Raw genomic sequence first — 20,126 nt, 5'->3', positions numbered from 1 at the left:
TTGAGATGGTAATGCCGGGCGACAACATCAAAATGGTTGTTACCCTGATCCACCCAATCGCGATGGACGACGGTCTGCGTTTCGCAATCCGTGAAGGCGGCCGTACTGTTGGTGCGGGCGTTGTTGCCAAAGTAATGAGCTAATTGCCGAATAACATTTGACGCAATGCGCAATAAAAGGGCATCATTTGATGCCCTTTTTGCACGCTTTCACACCAGAACCTGGCTCATCAGTGATTTTTTTTGTCATAATCATTGCTGAGACAGGCTCTGAAGAGGGCGTTTAGTCCGAAACGCACCAGAGCATTTCGGTTTGGATCGCCTCGCTTACGCGGGGTGAAAATGTTTGTAGAATACTTCTGACAGGTTGGTTTATGAGTGCGAATACCGAAGCTCAAGGAAGCGGGCGCGGCCTGGAAGCGATGAAGTGGGTTGTTGTCGCTGTATTGCTGCTTGTAGCTATCGTTGGCAACTACCTCTATCGTGACATGATGCTGCCGCTGCGTGCGCTGGCCGTAGTGATTCTGATTGCCGCAGCGGGTGGTGTCGCGCTGTTGACAACAAAAGGTAAAGCGACCGTTGCTTTTGCCCGTGAAGCGAGAACCGAAGTCCGTAAGGTCATTTGGCCAACTCGCCAGGAAACATTGCACACCACATTAATTGTGGCTGCGGTTACCGCAGTAATGTCACTGATCCTGTGGGGACTGGATGGTATTCTGGTTCGCCTGGTATCCTTTATCACTGGCCTGAGGTTCTAAGATGTCTGAAGCCCCTAAAAAGCGCTGGTACGTCGTTCAGGCGTTTTCCGGTTTTGAAGGCCGCGTAGCCACGTCGCTGCGCGAATATATCAAGTTACAAAATATGGAAGAGCTTTTTGGCGAAGTCATGGTGCCGACCGAAGAAGTGGTTGAAATCCGTGGTGGCCAGCGTCGCAAGAGCGAACGTAAATTCTTCCCGGGCTATGTACTGGTCCAGATGGTGATGAATGATGCAAGCTGGCACCTGGTGCGCAGCGTGCCGCGTGTGATGGGCTTTATCGGCGGTACATCTGATCGTCCGGCGCCGATCAGCGACAAAGAAGTTGATGCGATCATGAACCGTCTGCAGCAGGTTGGCGATAAGCCGCGTCCGAAAACGATGTTTGAGCCAGGTGAAATGGTTCGTGTTAGCGACGGTCCGTTTGCTGACTTTAACGGCGTCGTTGAAGAAGTGGACTACGAGAAGTCTCGTCTGAAAGTTTCCGTATCTATCTTCGGTCGTGCGACTCCGGTTGAACTGGACTTCGCGCAGGTTGAAAAAGCCTAATACGCCGATCAAAAAAGCGACGATTTAATCGTTGCACAAGGCGCGAGATTGGAATACAATTTCGCGCCTTTTGTTTTTATGGATCCTATCCGTAAAACGAATTTAATCACGGGGAGCCTCTTCGAGGCGCTATAACCCAATCAGAGGAATTTAGAATGGCTAAGAAAGTCCAAGCCTATGTCAAGCTGCAGGTTGCAGCTGGTATGGCTAACCCGAGTCCGCCGGTAGGTCCAGCACTGGGTCAACAAGGCGTGAACATCATGGAATTCTGCAAAGCGTTCAACGCTAAGACTGACTCCATGGAAAAAGGTCTGCCGATTCCGGTTGTTATTACCGTTTACGCTGACCGTTCTTTCACTTTCGTTACCAAAACGCCTCCGGCAGCAGTTCTGCTGAAGAAAGCGGCTGGTATCAAGTCTGGTTCCGGCAAGCCGAACAAAGACAAAGTGGGTAAAATTTCCCGCGCTCAGCTGCAGGAAATCGCGCAGACCAAAGCTGCCGACATGACTGGTTCCGACATTGAAGCGATGACTCGCTCCATTGAAGGTACTGCACGTTCCATGGGCCTGGTAGTGGAGGACTAAGAAATGGCTAAACTGACCAAGCGCATGTCCGTGATCCGTGACAAAGTTGATGCTACTAAACAGTACGACATCAACGAAGCTATCGCTCTGCTGAAAGAGCTGGCCACTGCTAAATTCGTAGAAAGCGTGGACGTTGCTGTTAACCTCGGCATCGACGCTCGTAAATCTGACCAGAACGTACGTGGTGCAACTGTACTGCCGCACGGTACTGGCCGTTCCGTTCGCGTAGCCGTATTTACCCAGGGCGCAAATGCTGAAGCTGCTAAAGCTGCAGGCGCTGAGCTGGTAGGTATGGAAGATCTGGCTGACCAGATCAAGAAAGGCGAAATGAACTTTGACGTTGTTATTGCTTCTCCGGATGCAATGCGCGTTGTTGGCCAGCTGGGTCAGGTTCTGGGTCCGCGCGGCCTGATGCCAAACCCGAAAGTTGGTACTGTAACCCCTAACGTTGCTGAAGCGGTTAAGAACGCTAAAGCGGGTCAGGTTCGTTACCGTAACGACAAAAACGGCATCATCCACACCACCATCGGTAAAGTGGATTTTGACGCTGACAAACTGAAAGAAAACCTGGAAGCTCTGCTGGTTGCGCTGAAAAAAGCAAAACCGACTCAGGCAAAAGGCGTGTACATCAAGAAAGTTAGCATCTCCACCACCATGGGTGCTGGTGTTGCCGTTGATCAGTCCGGTCTGACTGCGACTGTGGCGAACTAATATTCGCCTTTACGTGGGCGGTGATTTTGTCTACAATCTTACCCCCACGTTTCTGCTAATTGCAGACGTATATCCGAGATATTCAGGCTGTGGCAAGGCGACAACTGAGTGAATCGCCAGGAGCATAGTTAACTATGTGACTGGTGTGAACGAAGACAGTCAACGCCGCCACAGATTGAATAACGACAGATAGACAAGATTTGTTCGTTGGAGCCTGGCCTATCCAGGCCTCCGTCGAAGACCGCAGGTGTTTCGTCAGAAACTTAATGCCCTGCGTAGACGGTGACAGAACGCTAAGATTATTTCTGATACTCTGGCTTGTTTCTGCTCACCGTATTTAGACGCTCTCTCCGTTGGGGAGAGTGAAGTGAGTTCCGGAACATGAGTTCCGGCAAACATCCAGGAGCAAAGCTAATGGCTTTAAATCTTCAAGACAAACAAGCGATTGTTGCTGAAGTCAGCGAAGTAGCCAAAGGCGCGCTGTCTGCAGTAGTTGCGGATTCCCGTGGCGTAACTGTAGATAAAATGACTGAACTGCGTAAAGCAGGTCGTGAAGCTGGCGTATACATGCGTGTTGTTCGTAACACCCTGCTGCGCCGCGTCGTTGAAGGTACTCAGTTTGAGTGCCTGAAAGACACGTTTGTTGGTCCGACCCTGATTGCATACTCTATGGAACACCCGGGCGCTGCTGCTCGTCTGTTCAAAGAGTTCGCGAAAGCGAATGCAAAATTTGAGGTCAAAGCCGCAGCCTTTGAAGGTGAGTTGATCACGGCATCGAACATCGATCGCCTGGCAACCCTGCCGACCTACGAAGAAGCAATTGCACGCCTGATGGCAACCATGAAAGAAGCTTCGGCTGGCAAACTGGTTCGTACTCTGGCTGCTGTACGCGATGCGAAAGAAGCTGCTTAATCGCAGTTATCTTTCTCAGGCATCTGCTTACGTATAAACTTATTCTGATTTTCAGGAACAATTTAAATGTCTATCACTAAAGATCAAATCATTGAAGCAGTATCCGCTATGTCCGTAATGGACGTTGTAGAACTGATTTCTGCAATGGAAGAAAAATTCGGTGTTTCCGCTGCTGCTGCTGTAGCTGTAGCTGCTGGCCCGGCTGAAGCTGCTGAAGAAAAAACTGAATTCGACGTAATTCTGAAAGCTGCTGGCGCTAACAAAGTTGCTGTTATCAAAGCAGTACGTGGCGCAACTGGCCTGGGTCTGAAAGAAGCTAAAGACCTGGTAGAATCTGCACCGGCTGCGCTGAAAGAAGGCGTGAGCAAAGACGACGCAGAAGCACTGAAAAAATCTCTGGAAGAAGCTGGCGCTGAAGTTGAAGTTAAATAAGCCAACTTTTCTGGTTGCAGCCTAAGAAATTAGGCTGATGGCTGGTGACTTTTTAGTCACCAGCCTTTTTGCGCTGTAAGGCGCCAGTAGCATTTCACACTGTTTGACTACTGTTGTGCCTTTCAATGCTTGTTTCTATCGACGTCTTAATATACTGCGACAGAGCGTCCGTTCTGTGTAAATCGCAATGAAATGGTTTAAGCGTGATAGCAACAGGCATTGCGGAAAGTATTCGATTTTCCGGTCAACAAAATAGTGTTGCACAAACTGTCCCTTCGTCGGACAGATGGGTCGACTTGTCAGCGAGCTGAGGAACCCTAATGGTTTACTCCTATACCGAGAAAAAACGTATTCGTAAGGATTTTGGTAAACGTCCACAAGTACTGGACATACCTTATCTCCTTTCTATCCAGCTTGACTCGTTTCAGAAGTTCATCGAGCAAGATCCTGAAGGGCAGTATGGTCTGGAAGCAGCCTTCCGTTCCGTTTTCCCGATTCAGAGCTATAGCGGTAATTCCGAGCTGCAATACGTCAGCTACCGCCTTGGCGAACCGGTGTTTGACGTTCAGGAATGTCAGATCCGTGGCGTGACCTATTCCGCACCGCTGCGCGTAAAACTGCGTCTGGTGATCTACGAGCGCGAAGCGCCGGAAGGCACCGTAAAAGACATTAAAGAACAAGAAGTCTACATGGGCGAAATTCCGCTCATGACTGACAACGGTACCTTTGTTATCAACGGTACTGAACGTGTTATCGTTTCTCAGCTGCACCGTAGTCCTGGCGTCTTCTTTGACTCCGACAAAGGTAAAACCCACTCTTCGGGTAAAGTGCTGTATAACGCGCGCATCATTCCTTACCGTGGTTCCTGGCTGGACTTCGAATTCGATCCGAAGGACAACCTGTTCGTACGTATTGACCGTCGCCGTAAACTGCCTGCGACCATCATTCTGCGTGCGCTGAACTACACCACTGAGCAGATCCTTGATCTGTTCTTTGAGAAAGTTGTTTTCGAAATTCGTGACAACAAGCTGCAGATGGAACTGGTGCCGGAACGCCTGCGTGGTGAAACCGCCTCCTTTGACATCGAAGCTAATGGCAAAGTCTACGTCGAAAAAGGCCGTCGCATCACTGCGCGCCACATTCGCCAACTGGAAAAAGACGATATCAAACATATCGAAGTTCCGGTTGAATACATTGCTGGTAAAGTTGCGGCTAAAGACTACGTTGACGAATCTACTGGCGAGCTGATCTGCGCAGCTAACATGGAGCTGAGCCTGGATCTGCTGGCTAAGCTGAGCCAGTCTGGCCACAAACGTATCGAAACGCTGTTCACTAACGATCTGGACCACGGTCCGTACATTTCTGAAACTGTACGCGTCGACCCAACCAACGATCGTCTGAGCGCGCTGGTAGAAATCTACCGCATGATGCGCCCTGGTGAGCCGCCGACTCGTGAAGCTGCTGAAAGCCTGTTTGAGAACCTGTTCTTCTCCGAAGACCGCTATGACCTGTCTGCGGTTGGTCGTATGAAGTTCAACCGTTCTCTGCTGCGCGACGAAATCGAAGGTTCCGGTATCCTGAGCAAAGACGACATCATCGAAGTGATGAAGAAGCTCATCGATATCCGTAACGGTAAAGGCGAAGTCGATGATATCGACCACCTCGGCAACCGTCGTATCCGTTCCGTAGGCGAAATGGCGGAAAACCAATTCCGCGTTGGCCTGGTGCGTGTTGAGCGTGCGGTGAAAGAGCGTCTGTCTCTGGGCGATCTGGATACCCTGATGCCTCAGGATATGATCAACGCCAAGCCGATTTCTGCAGCAGTGAAAGAGTTCTTTGGTTCCAGCCAGCTGTCTCAGTTTATGGACCAGAACAACCCGCTGTCTGAGATTACGCACAAACGTCGTATCTCTGCACTTGGCCCAGGCGGTCTGACCCGTGAGCGTGCAGGCTTCGAAGTTCGAGACGTACACCCGACTCACTACGGTCGCGTATGTCCAATCGAAACGCCTGAAGGTCCGAACATCGGTCTGATCAACTCCCTGTCCGTGTACGCACAGACTAACGAATACGGTTTCCTCGAGACGCCGTACCGTAAAGTAACCGACGGTGTTGTAACTGACGAAATTCATTACCTGTCTGCTATCGAAGAAGGTAACTACGTTATCGCTCAGGCGAACTCCAACCTGGATGACGAAGGCCACTTTGTAGAAGACCTGGTTACCTGCCGTAGCAAAGGCGAATCCAGCTTGTTCAGCCGCGACCAGGTTGACTACATGGACGTATCCACCCAGCAGGTGGTATCCGTCGGTGCGTCCCTGATCCCGTTCCTGGAACACGATGACGCCAACCGTGCATTGATGGGTGCGAACATGCAACGTCAGGCGGTTCCGACTCTGCGAGCTGATAAGCCGCTGGTTGGTACCGGTATGGAACGTGCTGTTGCCGTTGACTCCGGTGTTACTGCAGTTGCTAAACGTGGCGGTACTGTTCAGTACGTGGATGCTTCCCGTATCGTTATCAAAGTTAACGAAGACGAGATGTACCCGGGCGAAGCAGGTATCGACATTTATAACCTGACCAAATACACCCGTTCTAACCAGAACACCTGTATCAACCAGATGCCTTGCGTATCTCTGGGCGAGCCGGTTGAACGTGGTGATGTGCTGGCAGACGGTCCATCCACCGACCTCGGTGAACTGGCGCTGGGTCAGAACATGCGCGTGGCATTCATGCCATGGAATGGTTATAACTTCGAAGACTCCATCCTCGTATCCGAGCGTGTTGTCCAGGAAGACCGTTTCACCACCATCCACATCCAGGAACTGGCATGTGTGTCTCGTGACACCAAGCTGGGGCCGGAAGAGATCACCGCTGACATCCCGAACGTAGGTGAAGCTGCGCTCTCCAAACTGGATGAATCCGGTATCGTTTATATCGGTGCGGAAGTGACCGGTGGCGACATTCTGGTTGGTAAGGTAACGCCGAAAGGTGAAACCCAGCTGACGCCAGAAGAGAAGCTGCTGCGTGCGATCTTCGGTGAGAAAGCGTCTGACGTTAAAGACTCTTCTCTGCGCGTGCCAAACGGTGTTTCCGGTACGATTATCGACGTTCAGGTCTTTACTCGCGATGGCGTAGAAAAAGACAAACGTGCGCTGGAAATCGAAGAGATGCAGCTGAAGCAGGCGAAAAAAGACCTGTCTGAAGAACTGCAGATCCTCGAAGCTGGCCTGTTCAGCCGTATCTACGCTGTGCTGGTTTCCGGTGGTGTTGAAGCTGAGAAGCTCGACAAACTGCCGCGTGACCGCTGGTTAGAACTCGGCCTGACCGACGAAGAGAAACAGAATCAGCTGGAACAGCTGGCTGAACAGTACGACGAACTGAAGCACGAGTTTGAGAAAAAACTCGAAGCGAAACGCCGTAAAATCACTCAGGGCGACGATCTGGCACCGGGCGTGCTGAAGATTGTTAAGGTTTATCTGGCGGTTAAACGTCGGATCCAGCCTGGTGATAAGATGGCAGGTCGTCACGGTAACAAGGGTGTTATCTCTAAGATCAACCCGATCGAAGATATGCCACACGATGCTAACGGTACACCGGTAGATATCGTACTGAACCCGCTGGGCGTACCATCGCGTATGAACATCGGTCAGATCCTTGAAACCCACCTGGGTATGGCTGCGAAAGGTATTGGCGATAAGATCAACGCCATGCTGAAACAGCAGCAAGAAGTCGCGAAACTGCGCGAATTCATCCAGCGTGCTTACGATCTGGGTTCAGATGTTCGTCAGAAAGTTGACCTGAATACCTTCAGCGATGAAGAAGTTCTGCGTCTGGCTGAAAACCTGAAAAAAGGTATGCCGATCGCAACGCCGGTATTCGACGGTGCGAAAGAGTCTGAAATCAAGGAACTGTTACAGCTGGGTGGCCTGCCAACTTCTGGTCAGATCACACTGTTCGACGGTCGTACCGGTGAGCAGTTCGAGCGCCAGGTTACCGTTGGCTACATGTACATGCTGAAACTGAACCACCTGGTTGATGACAAAATGCATGCGCGTTCTACCGGTTCTTACAGCCTGGTTACTCAGCAGCCGCTGGGTGGTAAGGCGCAGTTCGGTGGTCAGCGCTTCGGGGAGATGGAAGTGTGGGCGCTTGAAGCATACGGCGCGGCATACACCCTGCAGGAAATGCTCACCGTTAAGTCTGATGACGTGAACGGTCGTACTAAGATGTATAAAAACATCGTGGACGGCAACCATCAGATGGAACCAGGCATGCCGGAATCCTTCAACGTACTGTTGAAAGAGATTCGTTCGCTGGGTATCAACATCGAGCTGGAAGACGAGTAACTCTCGATCAAACAGGTCACTGGTGCTGGCGTAACTGCCAGCGCCAGATTGTGCTAACTCCGACGGGAGCAAATCCGTGAAAGATTTATTAAAGTTTCTGAAAGCGCAGACTAAAACCGAAGAGTTTGATGCGATCAAAATTGCTCTGGCCTCGCCAGACATGATCCGTTCATGGTCTTTCGGTGAAGTTAAGAAGCCGGAAACCATCAACTACCGTACGTTCAAACCTGAACGTGACGGCCTTTTCTGCGCCCGTATCTTTGGGCCAGTAAAAGACTATGAGTGCCTGTGCGGTAAGTACAAGCGCCTGAAACACCGTGGTGTGATCTGTGAGAAGTGCGGCGTTGAAGTGACCCAGACTAAAGTACGCCGTGAGCGTATGGGCCACATTGAGCTGGCGTCTCCGACCGCTCACATTTGGTTCCTGAAATCTCTGCCGTCCCGTATCGGTTTGCTGCTCGATATGCCGCTGCGTGATATCGAACGCGTACTGTACTTCGAATCTTATGTGGTTATCGAAGGCGGTATGACTAACCTGGAACGTCAACAGATCCTGACTGAAGAGCAGTATCTGGACGCGCTGGAAGAGTTCGGTGACGAATTCGACGCGAAGATGGGTGCGGAAGCAATCCAGGCCCTGCTGAAGAGCATGGATCTGGAGCAAGAGTGTGAAACTCTGCGCGAAGAGCTGAACGAAACCAACTCCGAAACCAAGCGTAAGAAGCTGACCAAGCGTATCAAACTGCTGGAAGCCTTCGTACAGTCTGGCAACAAGCCAGAGTGGATGATCCTGACCGTTCTGCCGGTTCTGCCGCCAGATCTGCGTCCGCTGGTTCCGCTGGATGGTGGTCGTTTCGCGACTTCTGACCTGAACGATCTGTATCGTCGCGTCATTAACCGTAACAACCGTCTGAAGCGCCTGCTGGATCTGGCTGCGCCAGATATCATCGTACGCAACGAAAAACGTATGCTGCAGGAAGCGGTCGACGCCCTGCTGGATAACGGTCGTCGCGGTCGTGCGATCACCGGTTCTAACAAACGTCCTCTGAAATCTTTGGCCGACATGATCAAAGGTAAACAGGGTCGTTTCCGTCAGAACCTGCTCGGTAAGCGAGTTGACTACTCCGGTCGTTCTGTAATCACCGTAGGTCCATACCTGCGTCTGCATCAGTGCGGTCTGCCGAAGAAAATGGCACTGGAACTGTTCAAACCGTTCATTTACGGCAAGTTGGAACTGCGTGGCCTCGCCACCACCATCAAAGCCGCGAAGAAAATGGTTGAGCGTGAAGAAGCTGTCGTTTGGGATATCCTGGACGAAGTTATCCGCGAACACCCGGTACTGTTGAACCGTGCGCCAACCCTGCACCGTCTGGGTATCCAGGCATTTGAACCGGTACTGATCGAAGGTAAAGCTATCCAGCTGCACCCGCTGGTTTGTGCGGCATATAACGCCGACTTCGATGGTGACCAGATGGCTGTTCACGTACCGCTGACGCTGGAAGCCCAGCTCGAAGCGCGTGCGCTGATGATGTCTACCAACAACATCCTGTCTCCGGCGAACGGCGAACCTATCATCGTTCCGTCTCAGGACGTTGTATTGGGTCTGTACTACATGACCCGTGACTGTGTTAACGCTAAAGGCGAAGGCATGGTGCTGACTGGCCCGAAAGAAGCTGAGCGTATTTATCGCGCTGGCCTGGCCTCTCTGCATGCGCGCGTTAAAGTGCGTATCACTGAATATGAAAAAGATGAAAACGGCGAATTCGTTGCGCACACCAGCCTGAAAGACACGACCATTGGTCGCGCCATTCTGTGGATGATCGTACCGAAAGGTCTGCCTTTCTCCATCGTCAACCAGGCGCTGGGCAAGAAAGCAATCTCCAAAATGCTGAACACCTGTTACCGCATTCTGGGCCTGAAGCCGACCGTTATCTTCGCTGACCAGACAATGTATACCGGTTTTGCTTATGCAGCGCGTTCCGGTGCATCTGTTGGTATTGATGACATGGTCATCCCAGAGAAGAAACACGAGATCATCTCTGAAGCGGAAGCTGAAGTTGCTGAGATCCAGGAGCAGTTCCAGTCTGGTCTGGTAACCGCAGGCGAACGCTATAACAAAGTTATCGATATCTGGGCTGCGGCGAACGATCGTGTATCCAAAGCGATGATGGATAACCTGCAAACCGAAACCGTGATTAACCGTGACGGCGTAGAAGAGCAGCAGGTTTCCTTCAACAGCATCTACATGATGGCTGACTCCGGTGCGCGTGGTTCTGCAGCACAGATTCGTCAGCTGGCTGGTATGCGTGGTCTGATGGCGAAGCCAGATGGCTCCATCATCGAAACGCCAATCACCGCGAACTTCCGTGAAGGTCTGAACGTACTCCAGTACTTCATCTCTACTCACGGTGCGCGTAAAGGTCTGGCGGATACCGCACTGAAAACAGCGAACTCCGGTTATCTGACTCGTCGTCTGGTTGACGTCGCGCAGGACCTGGTAGTTACTGAAGACGATTGCGGCACGCTGGAAGGCATCACCATGACCCCGGTTATCGAGGGTGGTGACGTTAAAGAACCGCTGCGCGATCGCGTTCTGGGTCGAGTGACTGCTGAAGACGTTCTGAAGCCGGGTACGGCGGACATTCTGGTTCCACGCAACACGCTGCTGCACGAACAGTGGTGTGACCTGTTGGAAGAGAACTCCGTTGACTCCGTCAAAGTACGTTCCGTTGTATCCTGTGACACCGACTTTGGTGTGTGTGCGCACTGCTACGGTCGTGACCTGGCGCGTGGCCACATCATCAACAAAGGTGAAGCAATCGGCGTTATCGCGGCACAGTCCATCGGTGAACCGGGTACACAGCTGACGATGCGTACGTTCCACATCGGTGGTGCGGCATCCCGTGCGGCTGCTGAATCCAGCATCCAGGTGAAAAACAAAGGTAGTATCCGTCTGAGCAATGCGAAGTCGGTTGTTAACTCCAGCGGTAAACTGGTTATCACCTCACGTAACACCGAACTGAAACTGATCGACGAATTCGGCCGTACCAAAGAAAGCTATAAAGTGCCTTACGGCTCCGTTATGGCGAAGGGTGATGGCGAACAGGTTGCTGGCGGCGAAACCGTAGCAAACTGGGATCCGCACACCATGCCGGTTATCACCGAAGTAAGTGGCTTCGTCCGCTTCACTGACATGATCGACGGCCAGACCATTACTCGTCAGACCGACGAGCTGACCGGTCTGTCTTCTCTGGTGGTTCTGGATTCTGCAGAGCGTACTGCGGGTGGTAAAGACCTGCGTCCGGCACTGAAAATTGTTGATGCTCAGGGCAACGACGTTCTGATCCCTGGCACCGATATGCCGGCTCAGTACTTCCTGCCGGGTAAAGCGATTGTTCAGCTGGAAGATGGCGTTCAGATCAGCTCTGGTGACACCCTGGCGCGTGTTCCGCAGGAATCCGGCGGTACCAAGGATATCACCGGTGGTCTGCCGCGCGTTGCGGACTTGTTCGAAGCCCGTCGTCCGAAAGAACCGGCAATCCTGGCTGAAATCAGCGGTATCATTTCCTTCGGTAAAGAAACCAAAGGGAAACGTCGTCTGGTTATCACCCCGGTAGACGGTAGCGAACCGTACGAAGAGATGATTCCGAAATGGCGTCAGCTCAACGTGTTCGAAGGTGAACGTGTAGAACGTGGTGACGTGGTTTCCGACGGTCCGGAAGCGCCGCACGACATCCTGCGTCTGCGTGGTGTGCATGCTGTAACTCGTTACATCGTTAACGAAGTTCAGGACGTATACCGTCTGCAGGGCGTTAAGATTAACGATAAACACATTGAAGTTATCGTTCGTCAGATGCTGCGTAAAGCCACCATCGAAAGCGCTGGTAGCTCCGACTTCCTGGAAGGCGAGCAGGTTGAATACTCCCGCGTCAAGATTGCCAACCGCGATCTGGAAGCGAACGGCAAAGTGGGTGCAACGTTCTCCCGCGATCTGCTGGGTATCACCAAAGCGTCTCTGGCAACCGAGTCCTTCATCTCTGCAGCATCGTTCCAGGAAACCACGCGTGTCCTGACCGAAGCCGCTGTTGCAGGTAAACGTGATGAACTGCGTGGTCTGAAAGAGAACGTCATCGTGGGTCGTCTGATCCCGGCAGGTACCGGTTACGCGTACCACCAGGATCGTATGCGCCGTCGCGCAGCGGGCGAACTGCCAGCTGCTCCGCAGGTGACTGCTGAAGATGCGTCTGCCAGCCTGGCAGAACTGCTGAACGCAGGCCTGGGCGGTTCTGACAACGATTAATCGTTGCTGACCATAATAAAAAAACCCGCTTCGGCGGGTTTTTTTATGTCTGTTAACTGGCTGGCGGTAACCGCCGATACAGCTCAATCATATCGCCCGCCAAATCCTGAATCACCATCGCGTTCATCAGATGGTCCTGCGAATGGACGGTAATAAGATTAACCGGTAGCTTGCCGGTACCTTCGTCAATTCCGATCAGCTGGGTCTGGATTTTATGCGCTTGCTTAACGTACTCGCGTGATTCTGTCATCGCTTGTTCTGCCCCAGCGAAATCACCTTTACGCGCCAGTTGCAGCGCTGTCAGGGCCTGACTGCGTGCAGCGCCGGCATTTACCAATAATTCCATGATGATTGTTTCTAACTCTTCCATGCCATCACTCCAGTAGTTTCAGCGCCTTGTCCAGTACGGCATCGCCTTTCATCATGCCGTAATCCATCATATCGATGACGGCGACCTTTTTTCCCAGCGGGTCGGCGAGCGTCTGCAGCTTGGCCTGCTCATACTTAACTTGTGGACCGAGCAACACGATATCCGCAGTGGCGATATTCTCTTCAAACTCAGCTACCGGCACTGCTTTAATAGTGACGTCGACCCCTCTTTTCTGGGCGGCGTCTTTCATCCTTTGCACCAGCATGCTGGTGGACATTCCGGCGGCACAGCATAAAACGATGTTTTTCATAAGCAGTCTCGATCAACATGTGTGGGTTGATAATTATCGCGAGCCAGCGGTAGCAACAACTGCTTTGCAGCAATTGTGTGCAAGGCATCACAAAGAAAAGCGCTTTTTCTGAAACCGGTTACAGGAAGAGATAAAACCCTACGTTCTGGACCAAGGCCAGTGGCTTTTGATTCGCTTATCCCATGCGGGAATATATAATTACTGTCAATAAAGACATGTTATAAAAAACAGTATTGACAGCGTTTTTTAAACCCGTATGTTAATACTTAACAGCGGAGAAATTGTAGTTTGCTGTTAACGTAGCAAGTGTTAGTAGAGTTTTATTGGGGGTTGCGATAAAGGCCACGAAGTATTTTTGTATGGGATAGTCGACGCTGAAAACGTTTTTTTTCACTTCGACAATGCTTTCAGGCCACGTAGTTGATTTATCTAATCGCAAAAAATGAGTAAAACGCGACGATGTAACGCCATGTTTTAATAGTAAATGTTTGCGATTTCTTTTTTTCTGGTTATCGCAAAGGGAAATAAGGCAACGCATCAAAGAGTATATGTCGCGAGGGGAAGTGTACTTGTTTAGGTCACCAGCCTTGAGTTCTATTATCAAGCGGGTGGAATGTGTATAACGGTAAATAGAGGACGGTTTTAGTTAGTATCAATATCCAATATTATCTGTAGTAAACGTGTACATTTTAAAGTAGTACCATCAGCAGTATTAAATCGTTAAGTTTATTAATGTTAAATCTGAAGTGTGTAGTAACTTAAAGCCCTGACTGCAATGGTCAGGGCTTTTGTTCATTGTAGATCAATCTGTTATCCGGGATGCCTCAACCGTGAGGGTTTAACATTTCACTACTTAATGAGTATTAAAAAAATTAATGCTTGCTTAATGATTAGAAGTAGGTCTACTATAGCGACATCGGTTTGGTACACAGACCTTATGTAAGCAGTTTTAGTAAAGCAGTTCTCAGTTCAAGCGTTATCCTCAGATACTCTTCTTCATGAGCCTCCTCCCTAAGTGCCCCATAAGTTAATTTCTGCAAAACAGGCCATCTTCGCTGCATAAGCGGCTCAAAAAAATGAAAGGAAGTATCTATGTCTAACAAAATGACTGGTTTAGTAAAATGGTTTAACTCTGAGAAAGGTTTCGGCTTCATCACTCCTCAGGACGGTAGCAAGGATGTGTTTGTACATTTCTCCGCTATCCAGAGTAACGATTTTAAAACGTTAGACGAAGGTCAAAAAGTGGAGTTCTCCGTGGAGAATGGCGCTAAAGGCCCGTCTGCTGTTAACGTTGTCGCGCTGTAATCGCCGATAATTTCACGAACGCTTACGATAGCGATGAAGGCCAGAGCCTGAGCAGTTAAGTGCAAGTGAAGAAAAACCCGCGAAAGCGGGTTTTTTCGTTTATGTGATAGCGTTGGACTTAGAGCATCTGTGCAGCGCGTCCCAGATAGCTATCCCAGTCTTTCCACACGGGCTGTAATCCCTGCGCCATCAGTGCTTCAGCCACGGCTCCCGGGCGACGAGCATCATGCGGGGAGAACTGTTCCAGTTCGGGGTGGTTATCGGCATAACCACCGGGCTGGGTTTTTGAGAAGGCGCTGACGTTGTTGATCGCCAATGGAATCACATGGTCACGAAACCATGGCGATTCGCGGGTTGAGAGCGAAAGCTCAATTTCTGGCGCCAGTAAACGAAATGCGCAAATGGTCTGGACCAACTGTCGCTCGTCCATGATCGATGCGGGCTCAACGCCTCCGGTGCATGGGCGCAAGCGCGGGAACGAGATGGAGTAGCGACTCTGCCAGTAATGCTGCTGCATCCACAGCAGATGTTCAGCCACCATATAGCAATCGACTCGCCAACTGTCGGACAAACCAATTAATGCGCCAAGACCGATTTTGTCGATCCCTGCGCGGCCCAGCCTGTCCGGCGTTTCCAGCCGCCAGAAGAAGTCCTGCTTTTTACCCTTCAGATGGTGGCGGGCGTAAATTCCCTCATGATAGCTCTCCTGATACACCATCACGCCATCCAGCCCCAACCTCTTCAGCTCCACATATTCAGCCTCTGACAGCGGCTGTACTTCCATCTGTAATGAGGCAAACTGGCGGCGAATAGCGGGTAAGTGGCGACGAAAATAGTCCATCCCGACTTTTGCCTGATGTTCACCGGTGACCAGCAACAGGTGCTCAAAACCCATCTCACGAATAGCCGTGCACTCACGGGCAATTTCTACTGCATCCAGCGTTTTGCGTTTGATACGGTTGCTCATCGAAAAACCGCAGTAGGTGCAGTCGTTGGCGCAGAGATTCGAAAGATACAGCGGAACGTAAAAGCTCACGGTGTTGCCAAAGCGCTGGCGGGTGAGTTTCTGCGCCCGCTGCGCCAGCGACTCCAGATAGTCGGCGGCGGCGGGGGAGAGCAGTGCCATCAAATCATCGCGATTAAGCTGTGAAGCGTTGAGGGCGCGTTCCACGTCGGCGGCGGTTTTCCCGTTGATACGCAGACGGATGTCGTCCCAGTCAAGCTGTCGCCAACGGTCGGTGAAGGTTTTCATGCGAAGGCCTCCAGGAATCCCGTTAACGGGCTGGTGGCGCTTGCCTGCGAACTTTTGCTTCCGGGTACCGCCTGGCGCGCCAGAAGGCCCGCTTCAACTGCCAGACGAAAGGCAGTGGCCATCATGACCGGATCATCCGCCACGGCGATTGCCGTGTTGACCAGCACCGCGTCGGCGCCCATTTCCAGCGCTTGTGTGGCGTGGCTGGGCACGCCGATCCCGGCGTCGACCACCACCGGCACGGTAGCCTGCTGGATAATAATCTCCAGCATCGCTTTGGTTGCCAGCCCTTGATTTGAACCGATGGGTGCGCCGAGCGGCATCACCGCCGCGCAGCCCACTTCTTCCAGCCGCTTGCACAGTACCGGATCCGCACCGCAGTAAGGCAGCACCACAAAGCCCTGTTTCACTAGCGCTTCGGCAGCTTTTAGCGTTTCAATCGGATCCGGCAATAGCCAGCGGGCATCCGGGTGGATTTCTAATTTTAGCCAGTTTGTGCCCAGCGCTTCACGCGCCAGTTGGGCGGCGAAAATAGCCTCTTCAGCGGTTTTCGCTCCGGAGGTGTTAGGCAGCAGCGTCACGCCCGCGTCGATAAGTGGGGCCAGAATGGCATCGTTATGCTGGCGCAAATCCACGCGCTTCATCGCCAGTGTCACCAGCTGGCTGCCGGAGGCGCGAATCGCCTCGACCATCAGCTGTGATGAGGCAAATTTTCCGGTACCGGTGAACAGATGTGAATCAAACGTTTTGTCGGCAATACGTAACATATCAACCCCCTGCAATAACCTGAAAAAGCAGGATCTGGTCGCCTTCCTGCATGATATGCTGCTGCCACTGCTCGCGCGGCAGAATCTGCTGATTGAGCGCCAGCGCCGCGCCCGGTTTGAGCTGATTAAGCTCGGTGAGCAGCCCGCTGACGGTTTGTCCCTCGGCGCACTGCATCGGCTCATCATTGAACTGAATCTGCATGTTGCCCTCCGCATACCTGGCAGCCATTGGCCCGACGCAGCGCAAGGCTGCGCCACTGGCTGGTTTTACCGTCAAAAAGGCGTAACTCGCCGCTGGGCGTCGCAATGCCGCTAAGCAGTTTGATGGCTTCCAGCGCCTGCAAGGTGCCCATCACGCCGACAACCGGGCCGATGATACCGGCGGTACGGCAGTTGCGTTCAGGTTCGACATCATCCGGCCACAGGCAGCGGTAACAGCCTTGTTCCCACGGCGGGGTGAGTACCATCAACTGGCCGCCGAAACCCACGGCGCTGGCGGTAACCAAAGGCGTATTCAGCGCCACGCAGGCGGCGTTAATTTCCTGACGCGTGGCCATGTTGTCGGTACAGTCGAGCACCACGTCGGCCCGCGCAACCGCATGCCGCAGCGCCTCACCCGTCAGTCGCTGTTCAAGGACGACCAGCTCGCTGTCCGGGTTAAGACGTGCCAGGTGGCGTTCTGCCGCCTGTGCTTTTGGGCGAGCAATGTCGTCGGTGGTGAACAATATTTGCCGTTGCAGATTGCTCAGATGAACGTCGTCATCGTCCGCCAACGTCAGCGTGCCGACACCTGCTCCCGCCAGATACAACGCGGCAGGCGAACCAAGCCCGCCTAAACCGACAATCAGCACATGGCTGTCGAGCAACTTTTGCTGGCCCTCAATCGCGATATCGCCAAGCAGAATCTGGCGGCTGTAGCGCATAAAGTCGCGGTCATTCATCGCCGACTCCTGCTATGTCGAGCAGCTGCGCCGTGGCTGCCTGCCAGTCGGCCGCAAGGGTGATAGCGCTGACCACGGCAATGCTGCCGACGCCGGTTGCCAGCACCGCGGGCGCACGTTCCAGACTGATGCCGCCGATGGCGACGGTTGGATAGTCGGCCAGACGCGCAATATGACCCGCCAGCTGTGTCAGCCCCTGCGGAGCGGAAGGCATCTGCTTGGTTTGCGTGGGGAAAACGTGGCCGAGTGCGATGTAAGAAGGCTTAGCGGCCAGTGCGACGTCTATCTCCATATCATCGTGGGTGGAAACCCCCAGGCGTAAGCCCGCCGCCTGAATGGCCTGCAGATCGGTAGTTTCGAGATCTTCCTGGCCCAGATGCACGCCGTAGGCGTTGTGCTTAATCGCCAGCCGCCAGTAGTCGTTGATAAACAGGCGGGCGTCATAACGACGCCCCAGCGCGATGGCAGCGATAACATCCGCTTCCACCTCTTCATCGCGTTTATCTTTGATACGCAACTGGATCGTGCGCACGCCCGCCTCCAGTAGACGCTCAATCCATGCCACGCTATCCACCACCGGATAAAGCCCGAGGCGGAACGGCACGGTCGGGAAATCAGGCTGGTACATTACGCCTCCTCTTTTTTAAGGTAGATTTCGCCGCCTTTGGCGCGGAAGTTTTCCGACATATCCGCCATCCCCAATTCAATGGTTTGCGCGGCGGCATAATCACGCACTTCCTGGCTGATTTTCATCGAGCAGAACTTCGGCCCGCACATGGAGCAGAAGTGGGCGACCTTACCGGACTCCTGCGGCAGGGTTTCATCGTGATAAGCGCGGGCGGTGAACGGGTCGAGCGCGAGGTTAAACTGATCTTCCCAGCGGAATTCGAAGCGTGCTTTCGACATCGCGTTATCGCGGATCTGCGCGCCCGGATGCCCTTTGGCGAGGTCAGCGGCGTGAGCGGCGATCTTGTAGGTGATCAGCCCCTGTTTCACATCTTCTTTGTTCGGTAAACCGAGATGTTCTTTTGGTGTGACGTAGCACAGCATCGCGCAGCCAAACCAGCCGATCATCGCCGCGCCAATGCCGGAGGTGAAGTGGTCATAGCCCGGCGCGATGTCGGTGGTGAGCGGCCCTAAGGTGTAGAACGGCGCCTCGTGGCAGTGTTCCAGTTCTTCGGTCATGTTGCGCTGGATCATCTGCATCGGTACATGCCCTGGGCCTTCGATCATCACCTGCACGTCGTATTCCCAGGCGATTTTGGTCAGCTCGCCCAGCGTATGCAGTTCGGCGAACTGCGCTTCGTCGTTGGCATCCTGAATCGAACCCGGACGCAGACCATCGCCAAGAGAGAGTGAAACGTCGTAGGCGGCGCAGATTTCGCAAATCTCACGGAAATGTTCAAACAGGAAGTTCTCTTTGTGATGGGAGAGGCACCATTTCGCCATGATTGAGCCGCCGCGCGAGACAATTCCGGTCAGGCGTTTAGCGGTCATCGGCACGTAGCGCAGCAGCACGCCCGCGTGAATGGTGAAGTAGTCGACGCCCTGTTCGGCTTGTTCCAGCAACGTATCGCGGAATGCTTCCCAGGTGAGATCTTCGGCGATCCCATTGACCTTCTCCAGCGCCTGGTAGATCGGTACGGTGCCTATCGGCACCGGGCTATTACGCAGGATCCACTCGCGGGTTTCGTGAATATAGCGACCGGTGGAGAGGTCCATCACCGTATCTGCTCCCCAGCGGGTTGACCATACCAGCTTTTCGACCTCTTCTTCGATAGAGGAGGTGACCGCCGAGTTACCGATGTTGGCGTTCACCTTTACCAAGAAGTTGCGGCCGATGATCATCGGCTCGGATTCCGGGTGGTTGATGTTAGCAGGAATAATCGCCCGGCCTGCAGCGACTTCATCACGCACGAATTCCGGAGTGATATTTTCCGGCAGGCGAGCGCCAAAGTTCATCCCCGGATGCTGGTGGCGCAGCACTTCACTACGAATACGCTCGCGCCCCATGTTTTCACGGATAGCGATAAACTCCATTTCCGGCGTGATAATCCCCTGACGGGCGTAATGCAGTTGGGTCACGCGCTTACCGGTTTTGGCGCGCTTTGGCGTCAGCAGGCCGCTGAAACGTAGCTCGTCCAGGCCATCGTCGGCCAGGCGCTCTTTGGTGTAAGCGGAGCTACGGTCGTCTAATTCTTCGCTATCGTTACGCGCCACAATCCACGGCTGGCGCAGTTTCGCCAGCCCCAGCTGGACGTTAATCGCCACGTCAGGATCGCCATACGGCCCGGAGGTGTCGTACACCGGTACGGCTTCGTTATCTTCAAATTGCGGATTGTCTTTGCTGCCGCCAATCAGCGTCGGGCTAAGTTGGATTTCGCGCATAGGGACGCGGATATCCGCCTGCGAGCCGGTGATGTAGATGCGTTTTGAGTTCGGAAAGGCGGTCCCTTCCAGGGTATCGATAAAGTGTTGGGCTTGAGCGCGCTGTTCGCGGCGTGATGGTTTAGTAGTGGCAGACATAGCTCATTCCAAATAAAAGTAAGGATATGGCTTGTCAGACGACGGATGAAGCAAGAGATAAGC

At 52.9% G+C, this 20,126-nt stretch carries 18 protein-coding genes; 10 read left to right on the top strand and 8 right to left on the bottom strand.

Features of this window, described 5'->3' with window-relative positions; translation table 11 throughout:
* The 9 genes from ACU8YC_RS23685 to rpoC all read left to right on the top strand — a co-directional run.
* On the top strand, positions 1-143 hold a 143-nt coding region (locus ACU8YC_RS23685; RefSeq protein ID WP_446661267.1), incomplete at its 5' end, for an EF-Tu C-terminal domain-related protein.
* Between the two features lie 230 nt (positions 144-373).
* Positions 374-757, top strand: coding sequence for a preprotein translocase subunit SecE (gene secE, locus ACU8YC_RS23680; RefSeq protein ID WP_003033128.1), 384 nt, complete (start codon positions 374-376; stop codon positions 755-757).
* Position 758: 1 nt separating this feature from the next.
* On the top strand, positions 759-1,304 hold the full coding sequence (gene nusG, locus ACU8YC_RS23675; RefSeq protein WP_003033125.1) for a transcription termination/antitermination protein NusG: 546 nt from the start codon (positions 759-761) through the stop codon (positions 1,302-1,304).
* A gap of 155 nt (positions 1,305-1,459) precedes the next feature.
* The gene (gene rplK, locus ACU8YC_RS23670) at positions 1,460-1,888 is read left to right on the top strand and encodes a 50S ribosomal protein L11 (protein WP_003033122.1); all 429 of its coding nucleotides are present in this window, start codon (positions 1,460-1,462) and stop codon (positions 1,886-1,888) included.
* A gap of 3 nt (positions 1,889-1,891) precedes the next feature.
* Positions 1,892-2,599 (top strand): 50S ribosomal protein L1, encoded by a 708-nt coding sequence (rplA, locus tag ACU8YC_RS23665; protein WP_005132897.1) that lies wholly within the window; start codon positions 1,892-1,894, stop codon positions 2,597-2,599.
* A 414-nt stretch (positions 2,600-3,013) separates the two neighbouring features.
* Positions 3,014-3,511, top strand: a complete 498-nt coding sequence (gene rplJ, locus ACU8YC_RS23660) for a 50S ribosomal protein L10 (protein WP_005132895.1) — start codon at positions 3,014-3,016, stop codon at positions 3,509-3,511.
* 66 nt (positions 3,512-3,577) lie between these two features.
* A complete protein-coding gene (gene rplL / locus ACU8YC_RS23655) occupies positions 3,578-3,943 on the top strand; it encodes a 50S ribosomal protein L7/L12 (RefSeq protein WP_000028882.1) in 366 nt (121 codons plus the stop codon).
* A 320-nt stretch (positions 3,944-4,263) separates the two neighbouring features.
* The gene (gene rpoB, locus ACU8YC_RS23650) at positions 4,264-8,292 is read left to right on the top strand and encodes a DNA-directed RNA polymerase subunit beta (protein ID WP_003033111.1); all 4,029 of its coding nucleotides are present in this window, start codon (positions 4,264-4,266) and stop codon (positions 8,290-8,292) included.
* Positions 8,293-8,368: 76 nt separating this feature from the next.
* A complete protein-coding gene (rpoC, locus tag ACU8YC_RS23645) occupies positions 8,369-12,592 on the top strand; it encodes a DNA-directed RNA polymerase subunit beta' (protein ID WP_006688360.1) in 4,224 nt (1,407 codons plus the stop codon).
* A gap of 52 nt (positions 12,593-12,644) precedes the next feature.
* On the opposite strand, the gene ACU8YC_RS23640 is transcribed toward rpoC, so the two are convergent.
* Both ACU8YC_RS23640 and ACU8YC_RS23635 read right to left on the bottom strand, forming a co-directional pair.
* Positions 12,645-12,962, bottom strand: coding sequence for a PTS lactose/cellobiose transporter subunit IIA (locus tag ACU8YC_RS23640; RefSeq protein WP_151218800.1), 318 nt, complete (start codon positions 12,960-12,962; stop codon positions 12,645-12,647).
* A gap of 4 nt (positions 12,963-12,966) precedes the next feature.
* On the bottom strand, positions 12,967-13,272 hold the full coding sequence (locus ACU8YC_RS23635) for a PTS sugar transporter subunit IIB (protein WP_151218799.1): 306 nt from the start codon (positions 13,270-13,272) through the stop codon (positions 12,967-12,969).
* 1,092 nt (positions 13,273-14,364) lie between these two features.
* On the opposite strand from ACU8YC_RS23635, the gene cspE reads away from it, so the two are divergent.
* The gene (gene cspE / locus ACU8YC_RS23630; RefSeq protein ID WP_016155304.1) at positions 14,365-14,577 is read left to right on the top strand and encodes a transcription antiterminator/RNA stability regulator CspE; all 213 of its coding nucleotides are present in this window, start codon (positions 14,365-14,367) and stop codon (positions 14,575-14,577) included.
* Between the two features lie 118 nt (positions 14,578-14,695).
* Here cspE and thiH read toward each other — a convergent pair whose 3' ends face one another.
* The 6 genes from thiH to thiC are packed head-to-tail and all read right to left on the bottom strand — an operon-like array spanning position 14,696 to position 20,063.
* Positions 14,696-15,829, bottom strand: a complete 1,134-nt coding sequence (gene thiH, locus ACU8YC_RS23625) for a 2-iminoacetate synthase ThiH (protein WP_423391010.1) — start codon at positions 15,827-15,829, stop codon at positions 14,696-14,698.
* Positions 15,826-16,596 carry a thiazole synthase gene (gene thiG, locus ACU8YC_RS23620; protein WP_151218797.1) on the bottom strand — a complete coding sequence of 257 codons (771 nt, stop codon included), beginning with the start codon at positions 16,594-16,596 and terminating at the stop codon, positions 15,826-15,828. Before thiG ends, thiH begins: the two co-directional genes overlap by 4 nt.
* Position 16,597: 1 nt before the next feature.
* On the bottom strand, positions 16,598-16,798 hold the full coding sequence (gene thiS, locus ACU8YC_RS23615; RefSeq protein WP_151218796.1) for a sulfur carrier protein ThiS: 201 nt from the start codon (positions 16,796-16,798) through the stop codon (positions 16,598-16,600).
* The gene (locus ACU8YC_RS23610; RefSeq protein ID WP_151218795.1) at positions 16,779-17,537 is read right to left on the bottom strand and encodes a HesA/MoeB/ThiF family protein; all 759 of its coding nucleotides are present in this window, start codon (positions 17,535-17,537) and stop codon (positions 16,779-16,781) included. The genes thiS and ACU8YC_RS23610 overlap by 20 nt, the downstream gene beginning before the upstream one ends.
* A complete protein-coding gene (gene thiE / locus ACU8YC_RS23605; protein ID WP_151218794.1) occupies positions 17,530-18,165 on the bottom strand; it encodes a thiamine phosphate synthase in 636 nt (211 codons plus the stop codon). The genes ACU8YC_RS23610 and thiE overlap by 8 nt, the downstream gene beginning before the upstream one ends.
* Positions 18,165-20,063 carry a phosphomethylpyrimidine synthase ThiC gene (gene thiC / locus ACU8YC_RS23600; protein WP_151218793.1) on the bottom strand — a complete coding sequence of 633 codons (1,899 nt, stop codon included), beginning with the start codon at positions 20,061-20,063 and terminating at the stop codon, positions 18,165-18,167. Before thiC ends, thiE begins: the two co-directional genes overlap by 1 nt.
* Positions 20,064-20,126 lie beyond the last annotated feature (63 nt).

It is taken from the genome of Citrobacter sp. VF227 (assembly GCF_052950715.1).
Note: the sequence above shows the minus strand (reverse complement) of the source record. Positions and strands in the feature narration are given on the sequence as shown.

Bases quoted from the DNA above. Each gene is read 5' to 3' on its own strand.
- rplL (WP_000028882.1), top strand. From the start codon at position 3,578: ATGTCTATCACTAAAGATCAAATCATTGAAGCAGTATCCGCTATGTCC.
- secE (WP_003033128.1), top strand. From the start codon at position 374: ATGAGTGCGAATACCGAAGCTCAAGGAAGCGGGCGCGGCCTGGAAGCG.
- rplJ (WP_005132895.1), top strand. From the start codon at position 3,014: ATGGCTTTAAATCTTCAAGACAAACAAGCGATTGTTGCTGAAGTCAGC.
- rplK (WP_003033122.1), top strand. From the start codon at position 1,460: ATGGCTAAGAAAGTCCAAGCCTATGTCAAGCTGCAGGTTGCAGCTGGT.
- thiG (WP_151218797.1), bottom strand. From the start codon at position 16,596: ATGTTACGTATTGCCGACAAAACGTTTGATTCACATCTGTTCACCGGT.
- ACU8YC_RS23610 (WP_151218795.1), bottom strand. From the start codon at position 17,537: ATGAATGACCGCGACTTTATGCGCTACAGCCGCCAGATTCTGCTTGGC.
- thiE (WP_151218794.1), bottom strand. From the start codon at position 18,165: ATGTACCAGCCTGATTTCCCGACCGTGCCGTTCCGCCTCGGGCTTTAT.
- cspE (WP_016155304.1), top strand. From the start codon at position 14,365: ATGTCTAACAAAATGACTGGTTTAGTAAAATGGTTTAACTCTGAGAAA.
- thiC (WP_151218793.1), bottom strand. From the start codon at position 20,063: ATGTCTGCCACTACTAAACCATCACGCCGCGAACAGCGCGCTCAAGCC.
- ACU8YC_RS23635 (WP_151218799.1), bottom strand. From the start codon at position 13,272: ATGAAAAACATCGTTTTATGCTGTGCCGCCGGAATGTCCACCAGCATG.
- rpoB (WP_003033111.1), top strand. From the start codon at position 4,264: ATGGTTTACTCCTATACCGAGAAAAAACGTATTCGTAAGGATTTTGGT.
- rplA (WP_005132897.1), top strand. From the start codon at position 1,892: ATGGCTAAACTGACCAAGCGCATGTCCGTGATCCGTGACAAAGTTGAT.
- thiS (WP_151218796.1), bottom strand. From the start codon at position 16,798: ATGCAGATTCAGTTCAATGATGAGCCGATGCAGTGCGCCGAGGGACAA.
- thiH (WP_423391010.1), bottom strand. From the start codon at position 15,829: ATGAAAACCTTCACCGACCGTTGGCGACAGCTTGACTGGGACGACATC.
- nusG (WP_003033125.1), top strand. From the start codon at position 759: ATGTCTGAAGCCCCTAAAAAGCGCTGGTACGTCGTTCAGGCGTTTTCC.
- ACU8YC_RS23640 (WP_151218800.1), bottom strand. From the start codon at position 12,962: ATGGAAGAGTTAGAAACAATCATCATGGAATTATTGGTAAATGCCGGC.